Genomic DNA, 14,409 nt, shown 5'->3' on the forward strand with positions numbered 1-14,409 from the left:
AGAAAAACGTATGGTTTAAACTCCGTTCATTTTTGAGCGGAGTGTGCCATGAGCGTGCCTTTGATTGATTGGGAGCCCCGCGCACCCCTGCAACGTTTGCACCTCGACTGGCTGGTTAGCGCCGGGGTTGAGGTTGCAGTCCTGCGGCTGGACCTGATCGACCCGCTGATCACTGGCAACAAATGGTTCAAGCTCAATCACCCGCTGCACGCGGCCCATGCTACGGGTGCTCACGGGCTAATTAGCCTGGGCGGCGCACACTCCAACCATCTGCACGCGTTGGCGGCAGCGGGTAAACGCTTTGGTTTTACCACGGTAGGCCTGCTGCGCGGGCACCCTCAAGAAACCCCCACCACTCGAGACCTGCAAGCCTTCGGCATGCACCTGCATTGGCTAGGGTTCGCCGGTTATCGCGCCCGGCATGCGCCTGATTTCTGGCAACCCTGGCAAGCGCTGTACCCGCATTTGCACACCGTGCCCGAGGGCGGCGCAAGTTTGGCGGGCGCGCAGGGGTGCTCACCGTTGGTCAAACAGGTGCGTGAACAACTGGCCGGGCTGGGCTGGGCAGATTACGACGCGTGGTGGCTGGCCGCTGGCACGGGCACGACGCTGGCCGGTGTGGTGCTGGCCGAAGCAGGGCGGCGCAGGGTCTACGGTGCAATGGCGGTCCCCGAGGACCATGGCGTCGCGCGCAATGTGGCATCCATTCTGCAATCGGCGGGCAGGGTGGCTGGCGATTATCAGTTGATCAATGCCAGTCGCGGCGGTTTTGCACGGGTCGATGAGACCTTGCTGGATTTCATTGGGGTCAGCGAGTTGGCGTGTGGCGTGCCCTTGGAGCCGGTGTACACCGGCAAAGCCTTACTGGCACTCAAGGAGGCGATTGAATCGGGACGCGTGGAACGAGGTCAGCGAGTGGTGTTTGTGCACACCGGCGGCTTGCAGGGCCGCCGGGGTTTGGAACAACGTGCTTAGCCGCGTTTAGGTAGCATGCGTAGCAACGTGTTGTCCTTGATCACGTAGTGGTGAAACAGCCCGGCCACTGCATGCAAACCAATCAGCCAGTACCCGATGCTGCCCCCCAGTTCGTGCCAGCCTTTGATCTGTTTGGCCATGTCCACGTCCTTGAGGGTCAGGGGCGGCAGGTCGATGCCATAAAAGAAGACCGGCTTGTCGCTGTAGCTCAGGACCAGATAGCCCATCACCGGCATGGCAATCATGAACACATACAGCGCCCAGTGCATAAGGGTCGCCAACGCCGTTTGCCAAGCGGGCGGGGTAGGGGTGATTTTCGGCGCCACGCCAAGCGTGCGGGCCAGTAAACGCAGCCAGACCAAAGCGAATACGGTTAAACCCAGCATGAAGTGGGCATCTTTCATCAAGGTGCGGCCGTCACTGTCTTTGGGGAAAATCCCGCGAAACTCAATGGCGGCGTAAATCAGTACAAACAACAGCACCATGACCCAATGCAGGGCAATGGACATGCGACTGTAGCTGTCGTTGGAGCTTTTCCAGGACATGGTGTTTCCTCACGGTTGGGTATCCAGCCTCCGTTCTTGTATGACGGAGTACCTTTACAGTAATACGTTTGTGCAACTTTGCGCTGAGGTGCATCAGTTTTCAGGGTTACCCGGCACGCGGGGCCACTGATCCGAGACTAAAAACAGGCGTTCGGCTTCTTCCCAGTCCCCTCCGTGCGTTTGCGTCAGTCGTACCAGCAACTGGGCAGGGGCCTGCGGGTGCAGCGCAGCCAGCCAGTCCTGCAATTGCGTGTCACGCCAAATCGCGTCGGGGCCGTAGTGCGCAGGGGCCAGCCAGGCATGCCGCGGCAAGGGCTGCCAGCACCCGGCGGGGCGTTGGCGGACAAACGCTAACCAGTCGCGTTGATGCAGCCAGCGGCCGCGTAAGTGCAGCGGATGCGCGCCGGCCGGGGGCTGCGCTTCGCCGGGCCACGGATACAGCAGGTAGCCGCCCAGCCACAGGTGCGCACTGAAATGCTGGATGTCCAGACCCGCCAGAATGTCGCGGCATTCAGGGCGGCTGGACATCGGTAACTGATGCTGGCTGAAATGCGTGAGTTTGCGGTCCAGCCGATCATTACTGCCCGGCCCCAGCCAGTGCGCCGGGTCGTGCCCGTCGCCGTGTTGCGGGCCGAGGTACAGCTTGATCGCCAGCTCCAGATGGTGCACGCCGTCGCGATCACGCAGCAGCATGTCCAGCTCGCCCAGGGTATGACCGCCCACGCGAATGGGCAGGTTGGCGGCCACCAGCTCGACACCGGGGGCGTGGGTTATGGCGAACTGCCACAGCCGCTCGTAGTAACGACCCAGCCTGCGGGTGGTGGCCAGCGCAAGCCACTGCTGCAATGGCTCGCTGTGCCGGTCAAGGTCGCGTAGCCAGCCCTCCAGCCGGTGCGGGGCCTGCACCCAGTCGCTACCGGTCAACGGATGCCGTTGAGGCCAGGGCGTTTCGCTGAGCATGGGCGGGGCCAGCATCACCCACGCCAAATCACGCACCTCGGGGTGACGTAACTGTCGGGGCAGGTTGAGCAAGTCGGGGAAGAGGGTCATTCTGCGAGCATAGCCTTTTGCTCACGGGCTGAAAGGGTTTTGTCTATCGTGTCCTTTCGCCCATAATCGCTGTTTTCGCCCGTCACGTACCTCGCAGGAGCCTCATGGAGCAATTTCGTAATATCGGCATCATTGGTCGTTTGGGCAGTTCTCAAGTGCTCGACACGGTTCGCCGACTGAAAAAATTCCTGCTCGAGCGGCACATGCACGTGATCCTCGAAGACACCATCGCCGAAGTCTTGCCCGGCCATGGCCTGCAAACCTCGTCGCGCAAAATGCTCGGTGAAGTGTGCGACATGGTGATCGTGGTGGGCGGCGACGGCAGTTTGCTCGGCGCGGCCCGTGCGCTGGCGCGGCACAATGTCCCGGTGCTGGGCATCAACCGGGGCAGCCTTGGCTTTTTGACCGATATCCGTCCCGATGAGCTGGAAGTCAAAGTCGCTGAAGTGCTTGATGGCCACTATCTGGTTGAAAACCGGTTTCTGCTGCAAGCCGAAGTGCGCCGTCACGGCGAAGCCATTGGCCAAGGCGACGCCCTCAATGACGTGGTGCTGCACCCCGGCAAATCCACGCGCATGATTGAATTTGAATTGCACATCGATGGGCAGTTCGTGTGCAGCCAGAAGGCCGACGGCCTGATTGTGGCCACGCCGACCGGATCCACCGCCTACGCCATGTCGGCTGGCGGCCCGATCATGCACCCCAAACTGGATGCCATCGTCATCGTACCCATGTACCCGCACACCCTGAGCAGCCGCCCGATTGTGGTGGACGGCAACAGCGAACTGAAAATCGTCGTGGCCAAGGACATGCAGATCTACCCGCAAGTGTCCTGCGACGGTCAGAACCATTTCACCTGCGCGCCGGGCGATACCATCACCGTGAGCAAAAAAGCGCAGAAGCTGCGTCTGATTCATCCCTTGGACCACAACTACTATGAAGTGTGTCGAACCAAGCTTGGCTGGGGCAGCCGACTGGGCGGCAGGAGCGACTGATGCTCGATCCGGCGCGCAGTTACGATCTGATCGGTGACGTGCATGGCTGTGCTCATACCCTTGAGCATCTGTTGGAGCGTCTGGGCTATCGCAAACTTGCCGGTGTCTGGCGGCATCCGCAACGCATGGCGGTGTTCCTCGGCGACATCATTGACCGTGGCCCGCGCATCCGCGAATCGCTGCACATCGTGTACGACATGGTTCAAGCCGGTCAGGCGCTGTGCCTGATGGGCAACCATGAATTCAACGCGCTGGGCTGGTGCACACCGGCGCCTGCGGGCAGTGGGAAGCAGTTTGTGCGCGAGCACAACCCGCGTCACACCCGACTGATCCACGAAACCCTGGAGCAATTCGCGCAGTACCCCGGCGAGTGGCGCGAGTTTGTGCAGTGGTTTTACGACATGCCACTGTTTGTCGACGCCGGTCGGTTCCGCGTGGTGCATGCCTGCTGGGACGCCGACGTGATTGCGACCCTGCGTGCACAATTTCCCGATGGCTGCATCGATGAACATTTCCTGCAAGCGGCGGCCGAGCCCGATAGCTTTGCCAGCATGAGCTTTAACCGCCTGTTGCGCGGCACGGACATGCGCCTGCCCGACGGTATGACCTTGACGGGTGGGGATGGCCTGACGCGTTCGTTCTTCCGCACCAAATTCTGGGAAGACGACCCCAAAACCTACGGCGACATTGTGTTCCAGCCGGACGCCTTGCCGGAGCGGGTGGCCCGCAAGCCGCTATCGCCTTCCGAAAAAAGCGCCTTGCTGCGTTATGGCATTGAAGAACCGATGTTGTTCGTCGGTCACTACTGGCGCAGCGGCAAACCCGCGCCGATCCGGCCTAACCTGGCCTGCCTGGATTACAGCGCCGTGCTATACGGCAAGTTGGTGGCCTACCGCCTGGATCAGGAAAAACACCTCGATCCGCACAAATTTGTATGGGTTGAGGTTGAACGCCCGGAGGCTATTCAATGAGTGCTGTAGAGGTTTTACGATTGCCCCTGTCCATTGACCTGAGCGGCTTTGTCAGCCTGCTCAAGCGCATGCAAGTACCGCATCGGGTCAGTGAGGAGGCGGGTGAGCAAGTGATATGGGCGCCCGAAAGCATCGCTGAGGATGTGCGCAGCCTGTATGCGCGTTTTCCTGAGGGTGATCCCGAGGGCCAATTGCCCATCGTTGAGCGCCCGCCCGCCATGGCGCGTCCGGGCCTTATCCAGCAGTTGCGTGACAGCCCGGCCACCGCGACCATCCTGTTGCTGTGCGTGATGGTGGCAGTGGTGACGCAACTGGGTGAAAACCTGCCGCTCCTCAGCGGTCTGACGTTTCTTGATTTCAGCATCCGGGGCCAATACATCCAGTTCACACCTTTGTCGGATAGCCTGGCGGCGGGCCAGTGGTGGAGATTGTTCACCCCGATGCTGATCCACTTCGGTTTCCTGCACATTGCCATGAACGGCATGTGGTACTGGGAACTGGGCCGACGCGTTGAACTGCGTCAGGGCAGCATTAACCTGATCGGGCTGAGCTTGCTGTTCAGCCTGGTGTCCAACTTCGCCCAATATTTGTTTGGCGGCCCAAGCCTGTTCGGCGGAATGTCCGGCGTCCTGTACGGCTTGTTGGGGCATGTGTGGATTTACCAGCTCATGGCGCCGAACCCGCTGTATCGCCTGCCTCGCGGTGTGCTGGTGATGATGCTGGTCTGGCTTGCCGTGTGCATGTCCGGCCTGGTATCGCTGATCGGTTTCGGCCAGATCGCCAATGCCGCACACGTCGGCGGGCTGTTGATCGGCTGCCTCACCGGCTTGCTCGGCGGGCTGTGGGCGCGCCGCAAGCAGGCTAAATGAAACACCTGTGGTCGCGGCCTCGCGCTGGCAGTGGCCACAAACACCTCATCTGATTTTCACGAGTGGAAAAGAACCATGTCCTCTTTCAACGAAATGATCCAAAACATCACCCCCGAGATCTATCAGAGCCTGAAACTGGCCGTGGAAATCGGCAAATGGGCAGACGGCAACAAACTGACTGCCGAACAGCGAGAGTTGTCGTTGCAGGCCATGATCGCCTGGGAAGTGCAAAATCTGCCCGAAGAAGAACGTACCGGTTACATGGGCCCGCAAGAGTGCAGCTCCAAATCCATTTCGGTGCCTAACATCCTGTTCAAATCGGATGCTATCCATTGATTGAGATTGGTCGCGGTGCAATCAGCAAGATGTCGGCCAGCCTTGAGGCGCCGACCGTTCAATACGCATTTCGTTTGGGTGATACCGAGGTGCCGGTCAATCCGTTGATCGGCAGCAAGTTGCGCCTGGAGTTTCTGGGCACTATCAACTGCACCCATTGCGGGCGCACTACCAAGAAAAGCTTCAGCCAGGGGTATTGCTACCCGTGCATGACCAAACTGGCGCAGTGCGACGTGTGCATCATGAGCCCGGAGCGTTGCCACTATGACGCGGGCACCTGCCGTGATCCTTCGTGGGGCGAACAGTTTTGCATGACCGATCACGTGGTGTATCTGGCCAACTCTTCCGGGGTCAAGGTCGGCATCACCCGCGCCACGCAGTTGCCCACCCGCTGGCTCGATCAGGGCGCCAGTCAGGCCTTGCCGATTGTACGGGTCGCTACGCGTCAGCAATCGGGGTTTGTCGAAGACCTGTTCCGCTCCCAAGTAGCCGACCGGACTAACTGGCGTGCACTGCTCAAGGGCGATGCGGCCCCGGTGGACCTGGTTGCAGTGCGAGCGCAACTGTTTGAGAGCTGCGCCCAGGGCCTGCAACAACTGCAGGAGCGTTTTGGTCTGCAAGCGGTCCAACCCTTGCATAGCGTCGAACCTGTCGAGATTCGTTACCCGGTGGAGCAGTACCCGAGCAAGATCGTCAGTTTCAATCTGGACAAAGACCCGATCGCCGAAGGCACGCTGATGGGGATCAAGGGTCAATACCTGATCTTCGACACCGGCGTTATCAACATTCGCAAATACACGGCTTACCAGCTCGCCGTGCATCAGTAAAAGGACTCCAGCATGCGCACCGAACAACCGAAAATGATCTACCTCAAGGACTATCAGGCGCCCGAGTATCTGATCGACGAAACGCACCTGACCTTTGAATTGTTCGAGGACCACTCGTTGGTTCATGCGCAGCTGAGGATGCGCCGCAACCCGGACCGTGGCGCTGGCCTGCCACCCCTGGTGCTCGATGGGCAGCAGTTGGAGCTGCTGTCGATCACACTCGATGACGTGGAACTCAGCGCAGAGGATTATCAGCTCACCGATAGCCAGTTGACCCTGCACCCGCAGCGCGAGCAGTTTGTACTGGACACCAGTGTCAAGATCCACCCTGAGACCAATACCGCATTGGAAGGCCTGTATAAGTCCGGCAGCATGTTTTGCACCCAGTGCGAGGCTGAAGGCTTCCGCAAAATCACCTATTACCTTGACCGCCCGGATGTGATGAGTGTCTTCACCACCACGGTGATCGCAGATCAGCACAAGTACCCGGTTCTGCTCTCCAACGGCAACCCGGAGGGCAGCGGCCCCGATGGCGACGCTCGGCACTGGGCCACGTGGCATGACCCGTTCAAAAAGCCAGCCTACCTGTTTGCCCTGGTGGCCGGTGATCTGTGGTGTGTCGAAGACACCTTCACCACCCAGAGCAACCGCAACGTAGCACTGCGTATTTATGTCGAGCCGGAAAACATCGACAAATGCCAGCACGCGATGAACAGCCTGAAAAAATCCATGCGCTGGGACGAAGAAACCTACGGCCGCGAATACGATCTGGACATCTTCATGATCGTGGCCGTCAATGACTTCAACATGGGCGCCATGGAAAACAAGGGCCTTAACATCTTCAACTCAAGCGCGGTGCTGGCCCGTGCCGAAACCGCCACCGACGCTGCGCACCAGCGGGTCGAAGCGATTGTGGCCCACGAATACTTCCACAACTGGTCGGGTAACCGTGTGACCTGCCGCGACTGGTTCCAGTTGTCGCTCAAGGAAGGTTTCACCGTGTTCCGCGACGCAGGCTTCTCGGCGGACATGAACTCGGCCACGGTTAAACGCATTCAGGACGTGGCGTACCTGCGTACCCACCAGTTTGCAGAAGACGCAGGCCCCATGGCCCATGCCGTGCGTCCTGACAGCTTTATCGAAATTTCCAACTTCTACACCCTGACCGTGTATGAAAAAGGATCAGAAGTAGTCGGCATGCTTCACACCTTGCTGGGGGCTGACGGTTTTCGCAAAGGCAGTGACCTGTATTTCGAGCGTCACGACGGCCAGGCCGTGACCTGCGACGACTTTATCAAAGCCATGGAAGACGCCAATGGCGTGGACCTGACCCAGTTCAAACGCTGGTACAGCCAGGCCGGTACGCCGCGTCTGAATGTCAGTGAACACTACGATGCCGCTCACCAGACCTACAGCCTGACCTTCGCCCAAAGCTGCCCGGCCACCCCCGGTCAGACTGAAAAACTGCCTTTTGTGATTCCGGTGGCGCTGGGGCTGCTAAACGCTCAGGGCGAGGAACTCCCGTTGCAATTGCAGGGCGAATCCTCGGCGGTGGCGACCCATCGCGTGGTGTCGGTGACCGAAGCCCAACAGACGTTCACCTTCACCGGCATCACCCAGCAGCCGCTGCCCTCCTTGCTGCGCGGCTTCTCGGCGCCGGTCAAATTGCACTTCCCGTACAGCCGTGACCAACTGATGTTCCTGATGCAACACGACACCGACGGTTTCAACCGTTGGGAAGCCGGCCAGCAGTTGGCGGTGCAGGTGTTGCAAGACTTGATTGGCCAGTATCAGCGCGGTGAAGCACTGGTCATGGACCCGCGACTGGTCGAGGCCTTGCGCAGCGTGTTGGTCAATGGGCAACTGGATCAGGCGATGGTGGCTGAGATGCTGTCCTTGCCGGGCGAGGCGTACCTGGCCGAAATCAGCGAGATCGCTGATGTCGACGCCATTCACGCCGCCCGCGAGTTTGCCCGCCAGCACCTGGCCGAAAGCCTCCATGACGCCCTGTGGGCGCGTTATCAGGCCAACCGTGAGGTGTCCAAAGCCACGCCGTACGTCGCGCAAGCCGAACACTTTGCCCGCCGCGCACTGCAAAACATTGCCCTGTCGTACCTGATGCTCAGCGGCAAGCCTGAAGTGCTGGCGGCGGCTCTGGAACAGTTCGAACACAGCGACAACATGACGGAACGCCTCACGGCGCTGGCGGTGTTGGTCAACTCGCCGTTCGAGGACGAGAAGGCCAAGGCCCTGGCCAGCTTCGCCGAGCACTTCAAGGACAATCCGCTGGTCATGGATCAATGGTTCAGCGTGCAGGCCGGCAGCACCTTGCCCGGCGGCTTGCAGCGCGTGCAGGCATTGATGCAGCACCCGGCGTTCAACCTCAAGAACCCGAACAAAGTGCGAGCGTTAATCGGGGCTTTTGCGGGGCAGAACCTGATCAACTTCCATGCTCAGGACGGTTCCGGCTATCGCTTCTTGGCGGATCTGGTGATCCAGCTCAATGCCTTCAACCCGCAGATCGCCTCGCGGCAGTTGGCGCCACTGACCCGCTGGCGCAAATACGACAGTGCACGTCAGGCCCTGATGAAGGCCGAACTGGAGCGCATCCGCAACGCGGGTGATTTGTCCAGTGACGTGTTTGAGGTGGTGAGTAAAAGTCTGGCGTAACGGCGCCGGGTGACGCTTCGCTCCGGTGGGTTGAGTGACCGGGGCGAAGCTGGCGTGATCGGCCGGCTAGTGGTTCTGCCCCAGGACGGTATCCAGTGCAGTGCGCGCATCATCGAGCTGCACCAGGGTGGCATGGCGTGCGCCGAGCGCGTCGTGGTTTTCGATGGCGGTCAAAATCGCCTTGTGCCGGGGCAGCGCCAACTCATGCAGGTTGGGTCGGCGGTTCGAATGCTTCAGTGCCTCGCGCAATGCCAATGACAGCATGTTGCACAAATTGGCCAACAGGTCGTTGTGGGTGGCATCGGCGATGCGGCTGTGAAAGTCCAGGTCGGGTTGCAGCAGGGCTTCAGGGGTGGGGGCCTTTTCCATGCGTTCATAGGCTTCGCGGATCGACGCCACGTCCTCTGCAGTCGCGTGCTGGGCGGCGAGGGCGGCGACGGCGGGTTCTATGATGCTGCGCACGCTGGTCAGCAAGGCAAAGAATTCGTTTTGCGGCGAGCACTGCATCAGCCAGTGCAGCACGTCCGGGTCGAGCATGTGCCATTCGCGGCGCGGCTTGACCACGGTGCCGACCCGAGGCTTGGAATACACCAGGCCCTTGGCCAGCAACACCCGGGTTGCTTCGCGCAACACCGGGCGGCTGACGGCGTATTCCTCGCACAGCAAGGCTTCGGCCGGCAATTTCTCATCCGGTTTAAAACGCCCGGAAACAATCTGCATGCCGAGTTCTTGAACGATGCGCGCGTGCATGCTTTTGCGCTCGGAAGGCTGACGGTAATCCATTGGGGGCGAGTCGATCCTGTGGGTGGAAGGCGCCGATCATAGCAGGCGAGGGCTCAAGGCTTATATACCTTGAGCCGACGCTCATGGCGCAACGCAGCGCTGCGCCATGACCGGTGACTGTCGGTCAATGGGAATGACGCGGCACTTCAGAACCGCGGCACCCCACCAGGAAGTCAAAGTCGCAGCCCTGATCGGCCTGCATCACGTGATCGATGTACAACTGACGATAGCCACCAATCAGCAGGTTTTTCGGGGGTTCAATATCCGCTAATCGACCCGCCAGCTCGGCGTCGCTGATGTCCAGATGCAATCGCCCGCTGGCGCAGTCCAGTTCAATCCAGTCACCTTCCTGTACGGCGGCCAACGGCCCGCCCGCTGCGGCTTCAGGCGCCACATGCAGCACCACGGTGCCATACGCCGTGCCGCTCATGCGTGCATCGGAGATGCGTACCATGTCTGTCACACCCTGGGCCAGCAACTTGGCGGGCAATCCCATATTGCCGACCTCCGCCATGCCCGGGTAACCCTTGGGGCCACAGTTCTTCATGACCAGAATCGAATCGGCAGTGACGTTCAGGTCGGGATCATTGATGCGTGCTTTGTACATGTCGAAGTTTTCAAACACGACCGCCTGACCGCGATGCTTCATCAGCGCGGGGGTGGCGGCCGAGGGTTTGAGCACAGCGCCCAGAGGGGCTAGATTGCCGCGCAGTACACAAATGCCGCCATCGGCCACCAGCGGGTTTTCGATGGCGCGGATGACTTCGTCGTCGCCATAAATCGGTGAGTTTTTAACGTTGTCCCACACGCTCTGGCCGTTGACGGTCAGGGCGTTAGGGTGCGGGATCAGGTTGTGTTCACCCAGGCGCCGCAGAACCGCAGGCAGCCCCCCCGCGTAGTAAAACTCTTCCATCAAAAAACGCCCGGACGGTTGCAGATCCACCAGCGTCGGCGTACCGCGTCCGATGCGGGTCCAGTCGTCCAGCTCCAGATCGACACCGATGCGCCCGGCAATGGCTTTAAGGTGGATCACAGCATTGGTCGAGCCGCCAATCGCAGCATTGACGCGGATCGCATTTTCGAACGCTTCTTTGGTCAGCACCTTGGACAGGCGCAGGTCCTCACGCACCATCTGCACCGCGCGCATGCCTGACATGTGGGCCAGTACATAACGGCGCGAATCCACCGCCGGGATCGCTGCGTTGTGCGGCAGTGAGGTACCCAGCGCTTCAGCCATACAGGCCATGGTCGAAGCCGTGCCCATGGTGTTGCATGTACCGGCCGAGCGCGACATGCCGGCCTCTGCTGAAAGGAATTCGTCGAGGCTGATGTTGCCGGCTTTATAGGACTCGTGCATTTGCCAAACGATGGTGCCTGCGCCGATGTCCTTGCCTTTATGTTTGCCGTTGAGCATCGGACCGCCCGTGACCACGATGGCCGGCACGTCGCAGCTGGCGGCGCCCATCAGCAGGGCGGGGGTGGTTTTGTCGCAGCCTGTGAGCAACACCACGCCATCAATCGGGTTGCCGCGAATGGCTTCTTCGACGTCCATGCTCGCCAGGTTACGGGTCAGCATGGCCGTTGGGCGCAAGTTGGATTCGCCGTTGGAGAACACCGGAAACTCGACCGGGAATCCGCCGGCTTCGATAACGCCGCGTTTTACGTGTTCAGCAATCGTGCGGAAGTGAGCGTTGCAGGGGGTCAGTTCCGACCAGGTGTTGCAAATGCCGATGATCGGCTTGCCTTGAAACTGATGATCGGCAATGCCCTGATTTTTCATCCAGCTGCGGTACATGAAGCCGTTCTTATCGGCGCTGCCAAACCATTGGGCGGAACGCAGTGGCGGGGTTTTATCAGACATGGCGGCTCTCTTATTGTATGACTAATTGATTTTTATGGAGCTAAAGTAGCTGCAAAAAAGCCACTTTGGAAGAGTTGTTGCGTAAATAGTATTACTATATAGTCGATTCGACTGAGAGCTGATCCTGGTGTGTTTTCACCTGAGGCCACTCCAGAGGTGCCATAACAAAAACAATGGGAGACCGTCTCATGAGCCAGGAACTCCGGCTTATTCGTCGCATCACGCTCAAACTGATTCCCTTTCTGGTCTTGCTGTACCTGATTGCTTACGTGGATCGCTCGGCAGTCGGCTTCGCCAAACTGCACATGGGTGCTGACGTCGGCATTGGTGACGCCGCCTATGGACTGGGCGCAGGCTTGTTCTTCATCGGTTACTTCCTTATGGAAATCCCCAGCAACCTGATGCTTGAGCGTTTCGGCGCCCGGCGCTGGTTCGCGCGGATCATGATCACCTGGGGCGCCATCACCATCGGTATGGCCTTTGTGCAAGGGCCCCATAGCTTTTATGTCATGCGTTTTCTGCTGGGGGTGGCCGAGGCCGGTTTCTTCCCGGGGGTGCTGTACTACATCACCCAATGGTTCCCGGTGCGTCACCGCGGCAAGATTCTGGGGTTGTTCATCCTCTCGCAACCCATCGCCATGATGATCACCGGGCCTATCTCCGGTGGTTTGCTGGGCATGGACGGCGTGCTCGGCCTGCATGGCTGGCAGTGGCTGTTTATCGTGATCGGCACCCCGGCGATTTTGCTGACCTGGCCGGTGCTGCGTTACCTGCCTGACGGCCCGCAACAGGTCAAATGGATGGATCAGCGAGAAAAGGACTGGTTACTGGGTGAGCTGGAAAGCGACCTGCAAGCCTACGGGCAAACCCGTCATGGCAACCCGCTGCATGCGTTGAAAGACAAGCGCGTGTTGCTGCTGGCGCTCTTCTACCTGCCGGTGACCCTGAGTATTTACGGGCTCGGGCTGTGGCTGCCGACATTGATCAAACAGTTTGGCGGCAGTGACCTGACCACCGGTTTTGTGTCGTCGGTGCCTTATGTGTTCGGCATCATCGGCTTGCTGTTCATCCCGCGCAGCTCGGACCGCCTGAACGATCGTTATGGCCACCTTGGCGTGCTGTATGTGCTCGGCGCCATCGGGCTGTTTTTCAGCGCCTGGCTGACCGTGCCCGTGCTGCAACTGGCAGCCCTGTGCCTAGTGGCTTTTGCGCTGTTCTCCTGTACCGCGATTTTCTGGACCTTGCCCGGGCGTTTCTTTGCAGGCGCCAGTGCGGCTGCCGGGATTGCCCTGATCAATTCAGTGGGCAACCTGGGCGGTTACATCGGCCCGTTCGTGATTGGCGCCCTCAAGGAATACACCGGGCACCTGGCCTCCGGCCTGTATTTCCTGTCGGGCGTCATGGTGTTCGGCCTGTGCCTGACTGTTGTGGTGTACCGCCAGCTGGAGCGCAAGCACGTGCTCAAACCCAACGAATTCGCGGCCAGCGCCCAGCCTGCTACCCATCCCTGAACTGCCCGAGTGAGGCTCATCATGCGTTTAGTACAGTTTGAATTGAACAATGGCCAGCGCCGTGTAGGCGTCGTGCAAGACGGCCTGATTCGGGAAGTCGTTGATTGCACCAGCGTGCGTGAGGTGGCATTGGCTGCCATTGAAGCCGGTGTGTCGCTGGCGCAGCAGATTGAGGCACTGGGGCTGGGCATTACCCACGACTATCAGGCGCTACTGGACGAGTGCCGGATTTTGCCGCCACTGGATCACCCGGACCCGGCCCATATGTTGATCAGCGGCACGGGGCTTACCCATCTGGGCAGTGCGGCGGCGCGGGACAAAATGCACCAGCAGACCCACGACGAGACGGCGCTTACTGACACCATGCGCATTTTCAAATGGGGCGTGGAGGGGGGTAAACCGGACGCAGGTGAGGCAGGTGTGCAACCCGAATGGTTTTACAAGGGCGACGGCAGCATTGTTGTGCGGCCCGGTGAAGCGTTTCCATTGCCGCCGTTTGCCGAAGATGCGGGTGAAGAGCCTGAAATCGGTGGGCTGTACGTCATCGGCCATGACCGCAAGCCGTATCGACTGGGCTTCGCCGTCGGTAACGAGTTTTCCGACCACGTCATGGAGCGCAAAAACTACCTGTACCTGGCCCACTCCAAACTGCGCAGTTGCTCGTTTGGCCCGGAGCTGCGGGTCGGCGACTTGCCGCCGCATTTGTCGGGCAGCAGTCGCATTCTGCGTGATGGCCAAGTGCTGTGGGAGAACGAATTCCTGAGCGGTGAAGCCAACATGTGCCACAGCCTGGAAAACCTCGAATACCACCACTTTAAGTACACCCAGTTTTTGCGGCCGGGCGACGTGCACGTGCATTTTTTCGGCACCGCGACGCTGTCGTTTGCCGATGGTGTGCGCACCCGTCCGGGTGATCGCTTTGAAATCACGCAGTCGGCCTTCGGCGCACCGTTGATCAACGGCATTGCACCGGTCGACGCGGTGTTCGAACCCGGCGCTGTCGGTACACTTTGAAA

13 protein-coding genes are annotated in these 14,409 nt (G+C 59.9%); 9 read left to right on the plus strand and 4 right to left on the minus strand.

Translation table 11 applies throughout. The features are described from left to right. Nucleotides 1-48: 48 nt before the first annotated feature. Nucleotides 49-975: a pyridoxal-phosphate dependent enzyme gene (locus HBN68_RS13630; RefSeq protein ID WP_169964741.1), complete on the plus strand. Its 927-nt coding sequence runs from the start codon at nucleotides 49-51 to the stop codon at nucleotides 973-975. On the opposite strand, the gene HBN68_RS13635 is transcribed toward HBN68_RS13630, so the two are convergent. Continuing rightward, a complete protein-coding gene (locus HBN68_RS13635; protein WP_094993943.1) occupies nucleotides 972-1,520 on the minus strand; it encodes a cytochrome b in 549 nt (182 codons plus the stop codon). The genes HBN68_RS13630 and HBN68_RS13635 overlap by 4 nt on opposite strands. A 93-nt stretch (nucleotides 1,521-1,613) precedes the next feature. Continuing rightward, nucleotides 1,614-2,570, minus strand: coding sequence for a DUF1853 family protein (locus tag HBN68_RS13640; protein WP_169964743.1), 957 nt, complete (start codon nucleotides 2,568-2,570; stop codon nucleotides 1,614-1,616). 104 nt (nucleotides 2,571-2,674) lie between these two features. On the opposite strand from HBN68_RS13640, the gene HBN68_RS13645 reads away from it, so the two are divergent. The 6 genes from HBN68_RS13645 to pepN all read left to right on the plus strand — a co-directional run bounded on the left by HBN68_RS13645 (nucleotide 2,675) and on the right by pepN (nucleotide 9,238). Then, nucleotides 2,675-3,565: an NAD(+) kinase gene (locus HBN68_RS13645; protein ID WP_048364997.1), complete on the plus strand. Its 891-nt coding sequence runs from the start codon at nucleotides 2,675-2,677 to the stop codon at nucleotides 3,563-3,565. Continuing rightward, the gene (locus HBN68_RS13650) at nucleotides 3,565-4,536 is read left to right on the plus strand and encodes a metallophosphoesterase (RefSeq protein ID WP_169964745.1); all 972 of its coding nucleotides are present in this window, start codon (nucleotides 3,565-3,567) and stop codon (nucleotides 4,534-4,536) included. The genes HBN68_RS13645 and HBN68_RS13650 overlap by 1 nt, the downstream gene beginning before the upstream one ends. After that, nucleotides 4,533-5,405 (plus strand): rhomboid family intramembrane serine protease, encoded by an 873-nt coding sequence (locus tag HBN68_RS13655; protein WP_169964747.1) that lies wholly within the window; start codon nucleotides 4,533-4,535, stop codon nucleotides 5,403-5,405. The genes HBN68_RS13650 and HBN68_RS13655 overlap by 4 nt, the downstream gene beginning before the upstream one ends. Nucleotides 5,406-5,480: 75 nt before the next feature. After that, nucleotides 5,481-5,741 carry a DUF1315 family protein gene (locus HBN68_RS13660; protein ID WP_047276494.1) on the plus strand — a complete coding sequence of 87 codons (261 nt, stop codon included), beginning with the start codon at nucleotides 5,481-5,483 and terminating at the stop codon, nucleotides 5,739-5,741. Next, complete coding sequence (locus HBN68_RS13665) at nucleotides 5,738-6,568, plus strand: DUF2797 domain-containing protein (protein ID WP_094993947.1); 831 nt, start codon at nucleotides 5,738-5,740, stop codon at nucleotides 6,566-6,568. Before HBN68_RS13660 ends, HBN68_RS13665 begins: the two co-directional genes overlap by 4 nt. A gap of 12 nt (nucleotides 6,569-6,580) precedes the next feature. Further along, on the plus strand, nucleotides 6,581-9,238 hold the full coding sequence (pepN, locus tag HBN68_RS13670; protein ID WP_169964750.1) for an aminopeptidase N: 2,658 nt from the start codon (nucleotides 6,581-6,583) through the stop codon (nucleotides 9,236-9,238). 66 nt (nucleotides 9,239-9,304) lie between these two features. Here the strand turns inward: pepN and HBN68_RS13675 are convergent, their stop codons facing one another. Together HBN68_RS13675 and HBN68_RS13680 are read right to left on the minus strand one after the other, a co-directional pair. After that, nucleotides 9,305-10,021, minus strand: a complete 717-nt coding sequence (locus HBN68_RS13675; RefSeq protein WP_094993949.1) for a FadR/GntR family transcriptional regulator — start codon at nucleotides 10,019-10,021, stop codon at nucleotides 9,305-9,307. A gap of 124 nt (nucleotides 10,022-10,145) precedes the next feature. Next, on the minus strand, nucleotides 10,146-11,882 hold the full coding sequence (locus HBN68_RS13680; RefSeq protein ID WP_094993950.1) for an IlvD/Edd family dehydratase: 1,737 nt from the start codon (nucleotides 11,880-11,882) through the stop codon (nucleotides 10,146-10,148). Nucleotides 11,883-12,070: 188 nt separating this feature from the next. Here HBN68_RS13680 and HBN68_RS13685 point away from each other — a divergent pair, with 188 nt between their 5' ends. Continuing rightward, entirely contained in the window at nucleotides 12,071-13,393 is a 1,323-nt protein-coding gene (locus tag HBN68_RS13685; RefSeq protein ID WP_094993951.1) for an MFS transporter, read from the plus strand. Between the two features lie 21 nt (nucleotides 13,394-13,414). Continuing rightward, nucleotides 13,415-14,407 (plus strand): AraD1 family protein, encoded by a 993-nt coding sequence (gene araD1, locus HBN68_RS13690; protein ID WP_094993952.1) that lies wholly within the window; start codon nucleotides 13,415-13,417, stop codon nucleotides 14,405-14,407. Nucleotides 14,408-14,409: the final 2 nt, after the last annotated feature.

Origin of the sequence: Pseudomonas sp. WS 5078 (genome assembly GCF_012985745.1) — a bacterium.
GTDB classification, from domain to species: domain Bacteria; phylum Pseudomonadota; class Gammaproteobacteria; order Pseudomonadales; family Pseudomonadaceae; genus Aquipseudomonas; species Aquipseudomonas lundensis_A.

Coding starts and splice junctions, on each gene's coding strand:
- HBN68_RS13660 (WP_047276494.1), top strand. CDS start 5,481: ATGTCCTCTTTCAACGAAATGATCCAAAACATCACCCCCGAGATCTAT.
- HBN68_RS13675 (WP_094993949.1), bottom strand. CDS start 10,021: ATGGATTACCGTCAGCCTTCCGAGCGCAAAAGCATGCACGCGCGCATC.
- araD1 (WP_094993952.1), top strand. CDS start 13,415: ATGCGTTTAGTACAGTTTGAATTGAACAATGGCCAGCGCCGTGTAGGC.
- HBN68_RS13630 (WP_169964741.1), top strand. CDS start 49: ATGAGCGTGCCTTTGATTGATTGGGAGCCCCGCGCACCCCTGCAACGT.
- HBN68_RS13655 (WP_169964747.1), top strand. CDS start 4,533: ATGAGTGCTGTAGAGGTTTTACGATTGCCCCTGTCCATTGACCTGAGC.
- pepN (WP_169964750.1), top strand. CDS start 6,581: ATGCGCACCGAACAACCGAAAATGATCTACCTCAAGGACTATCAGGCG.
- HBN68_RS13650 (WP_169964745.1), top strand. CDS start 3,565: ATGCTCGATCCGGCGCGCAGTTACGATCTGATCGGTGACGTGCATGGC.
- HBN68_RS13685 (WP_094993951.1), top strand. CDS start 12,071: ATGAGCCAGGAACTCCGGCTTATTCGTCGCATCACGCTCAAACTGATT.
- HBN68_RS13640 (WP_169964743.1), bottom strand. CDS start 2,570: ATGACCCTCTTCCCCGACTTGCTCAACCTGCCCCGACAGTTACGTCAC.
- HBN68_RS13635 (WP_094993943.1), bottom strand. CDS start 1,520: ATGTCCTGGAAAAGCTCCAACGACAGCTACAGTCGCATGTCCATTGCC.
- HBN68_RS13645 (WP_048364997.1), top strand. CDS start 2,675: ATGGAGCAATTTCGTAATATCGGCATCATTGGTCGTTTGGGCAGTTCT.
- HBN68_RS13680 (WP_094993950.1), bottom strand. CDS start 11,882: ATGTCTGATAAAACCCCGCCACTGCGTTCCGCCCAATGGTTTGGCAGC.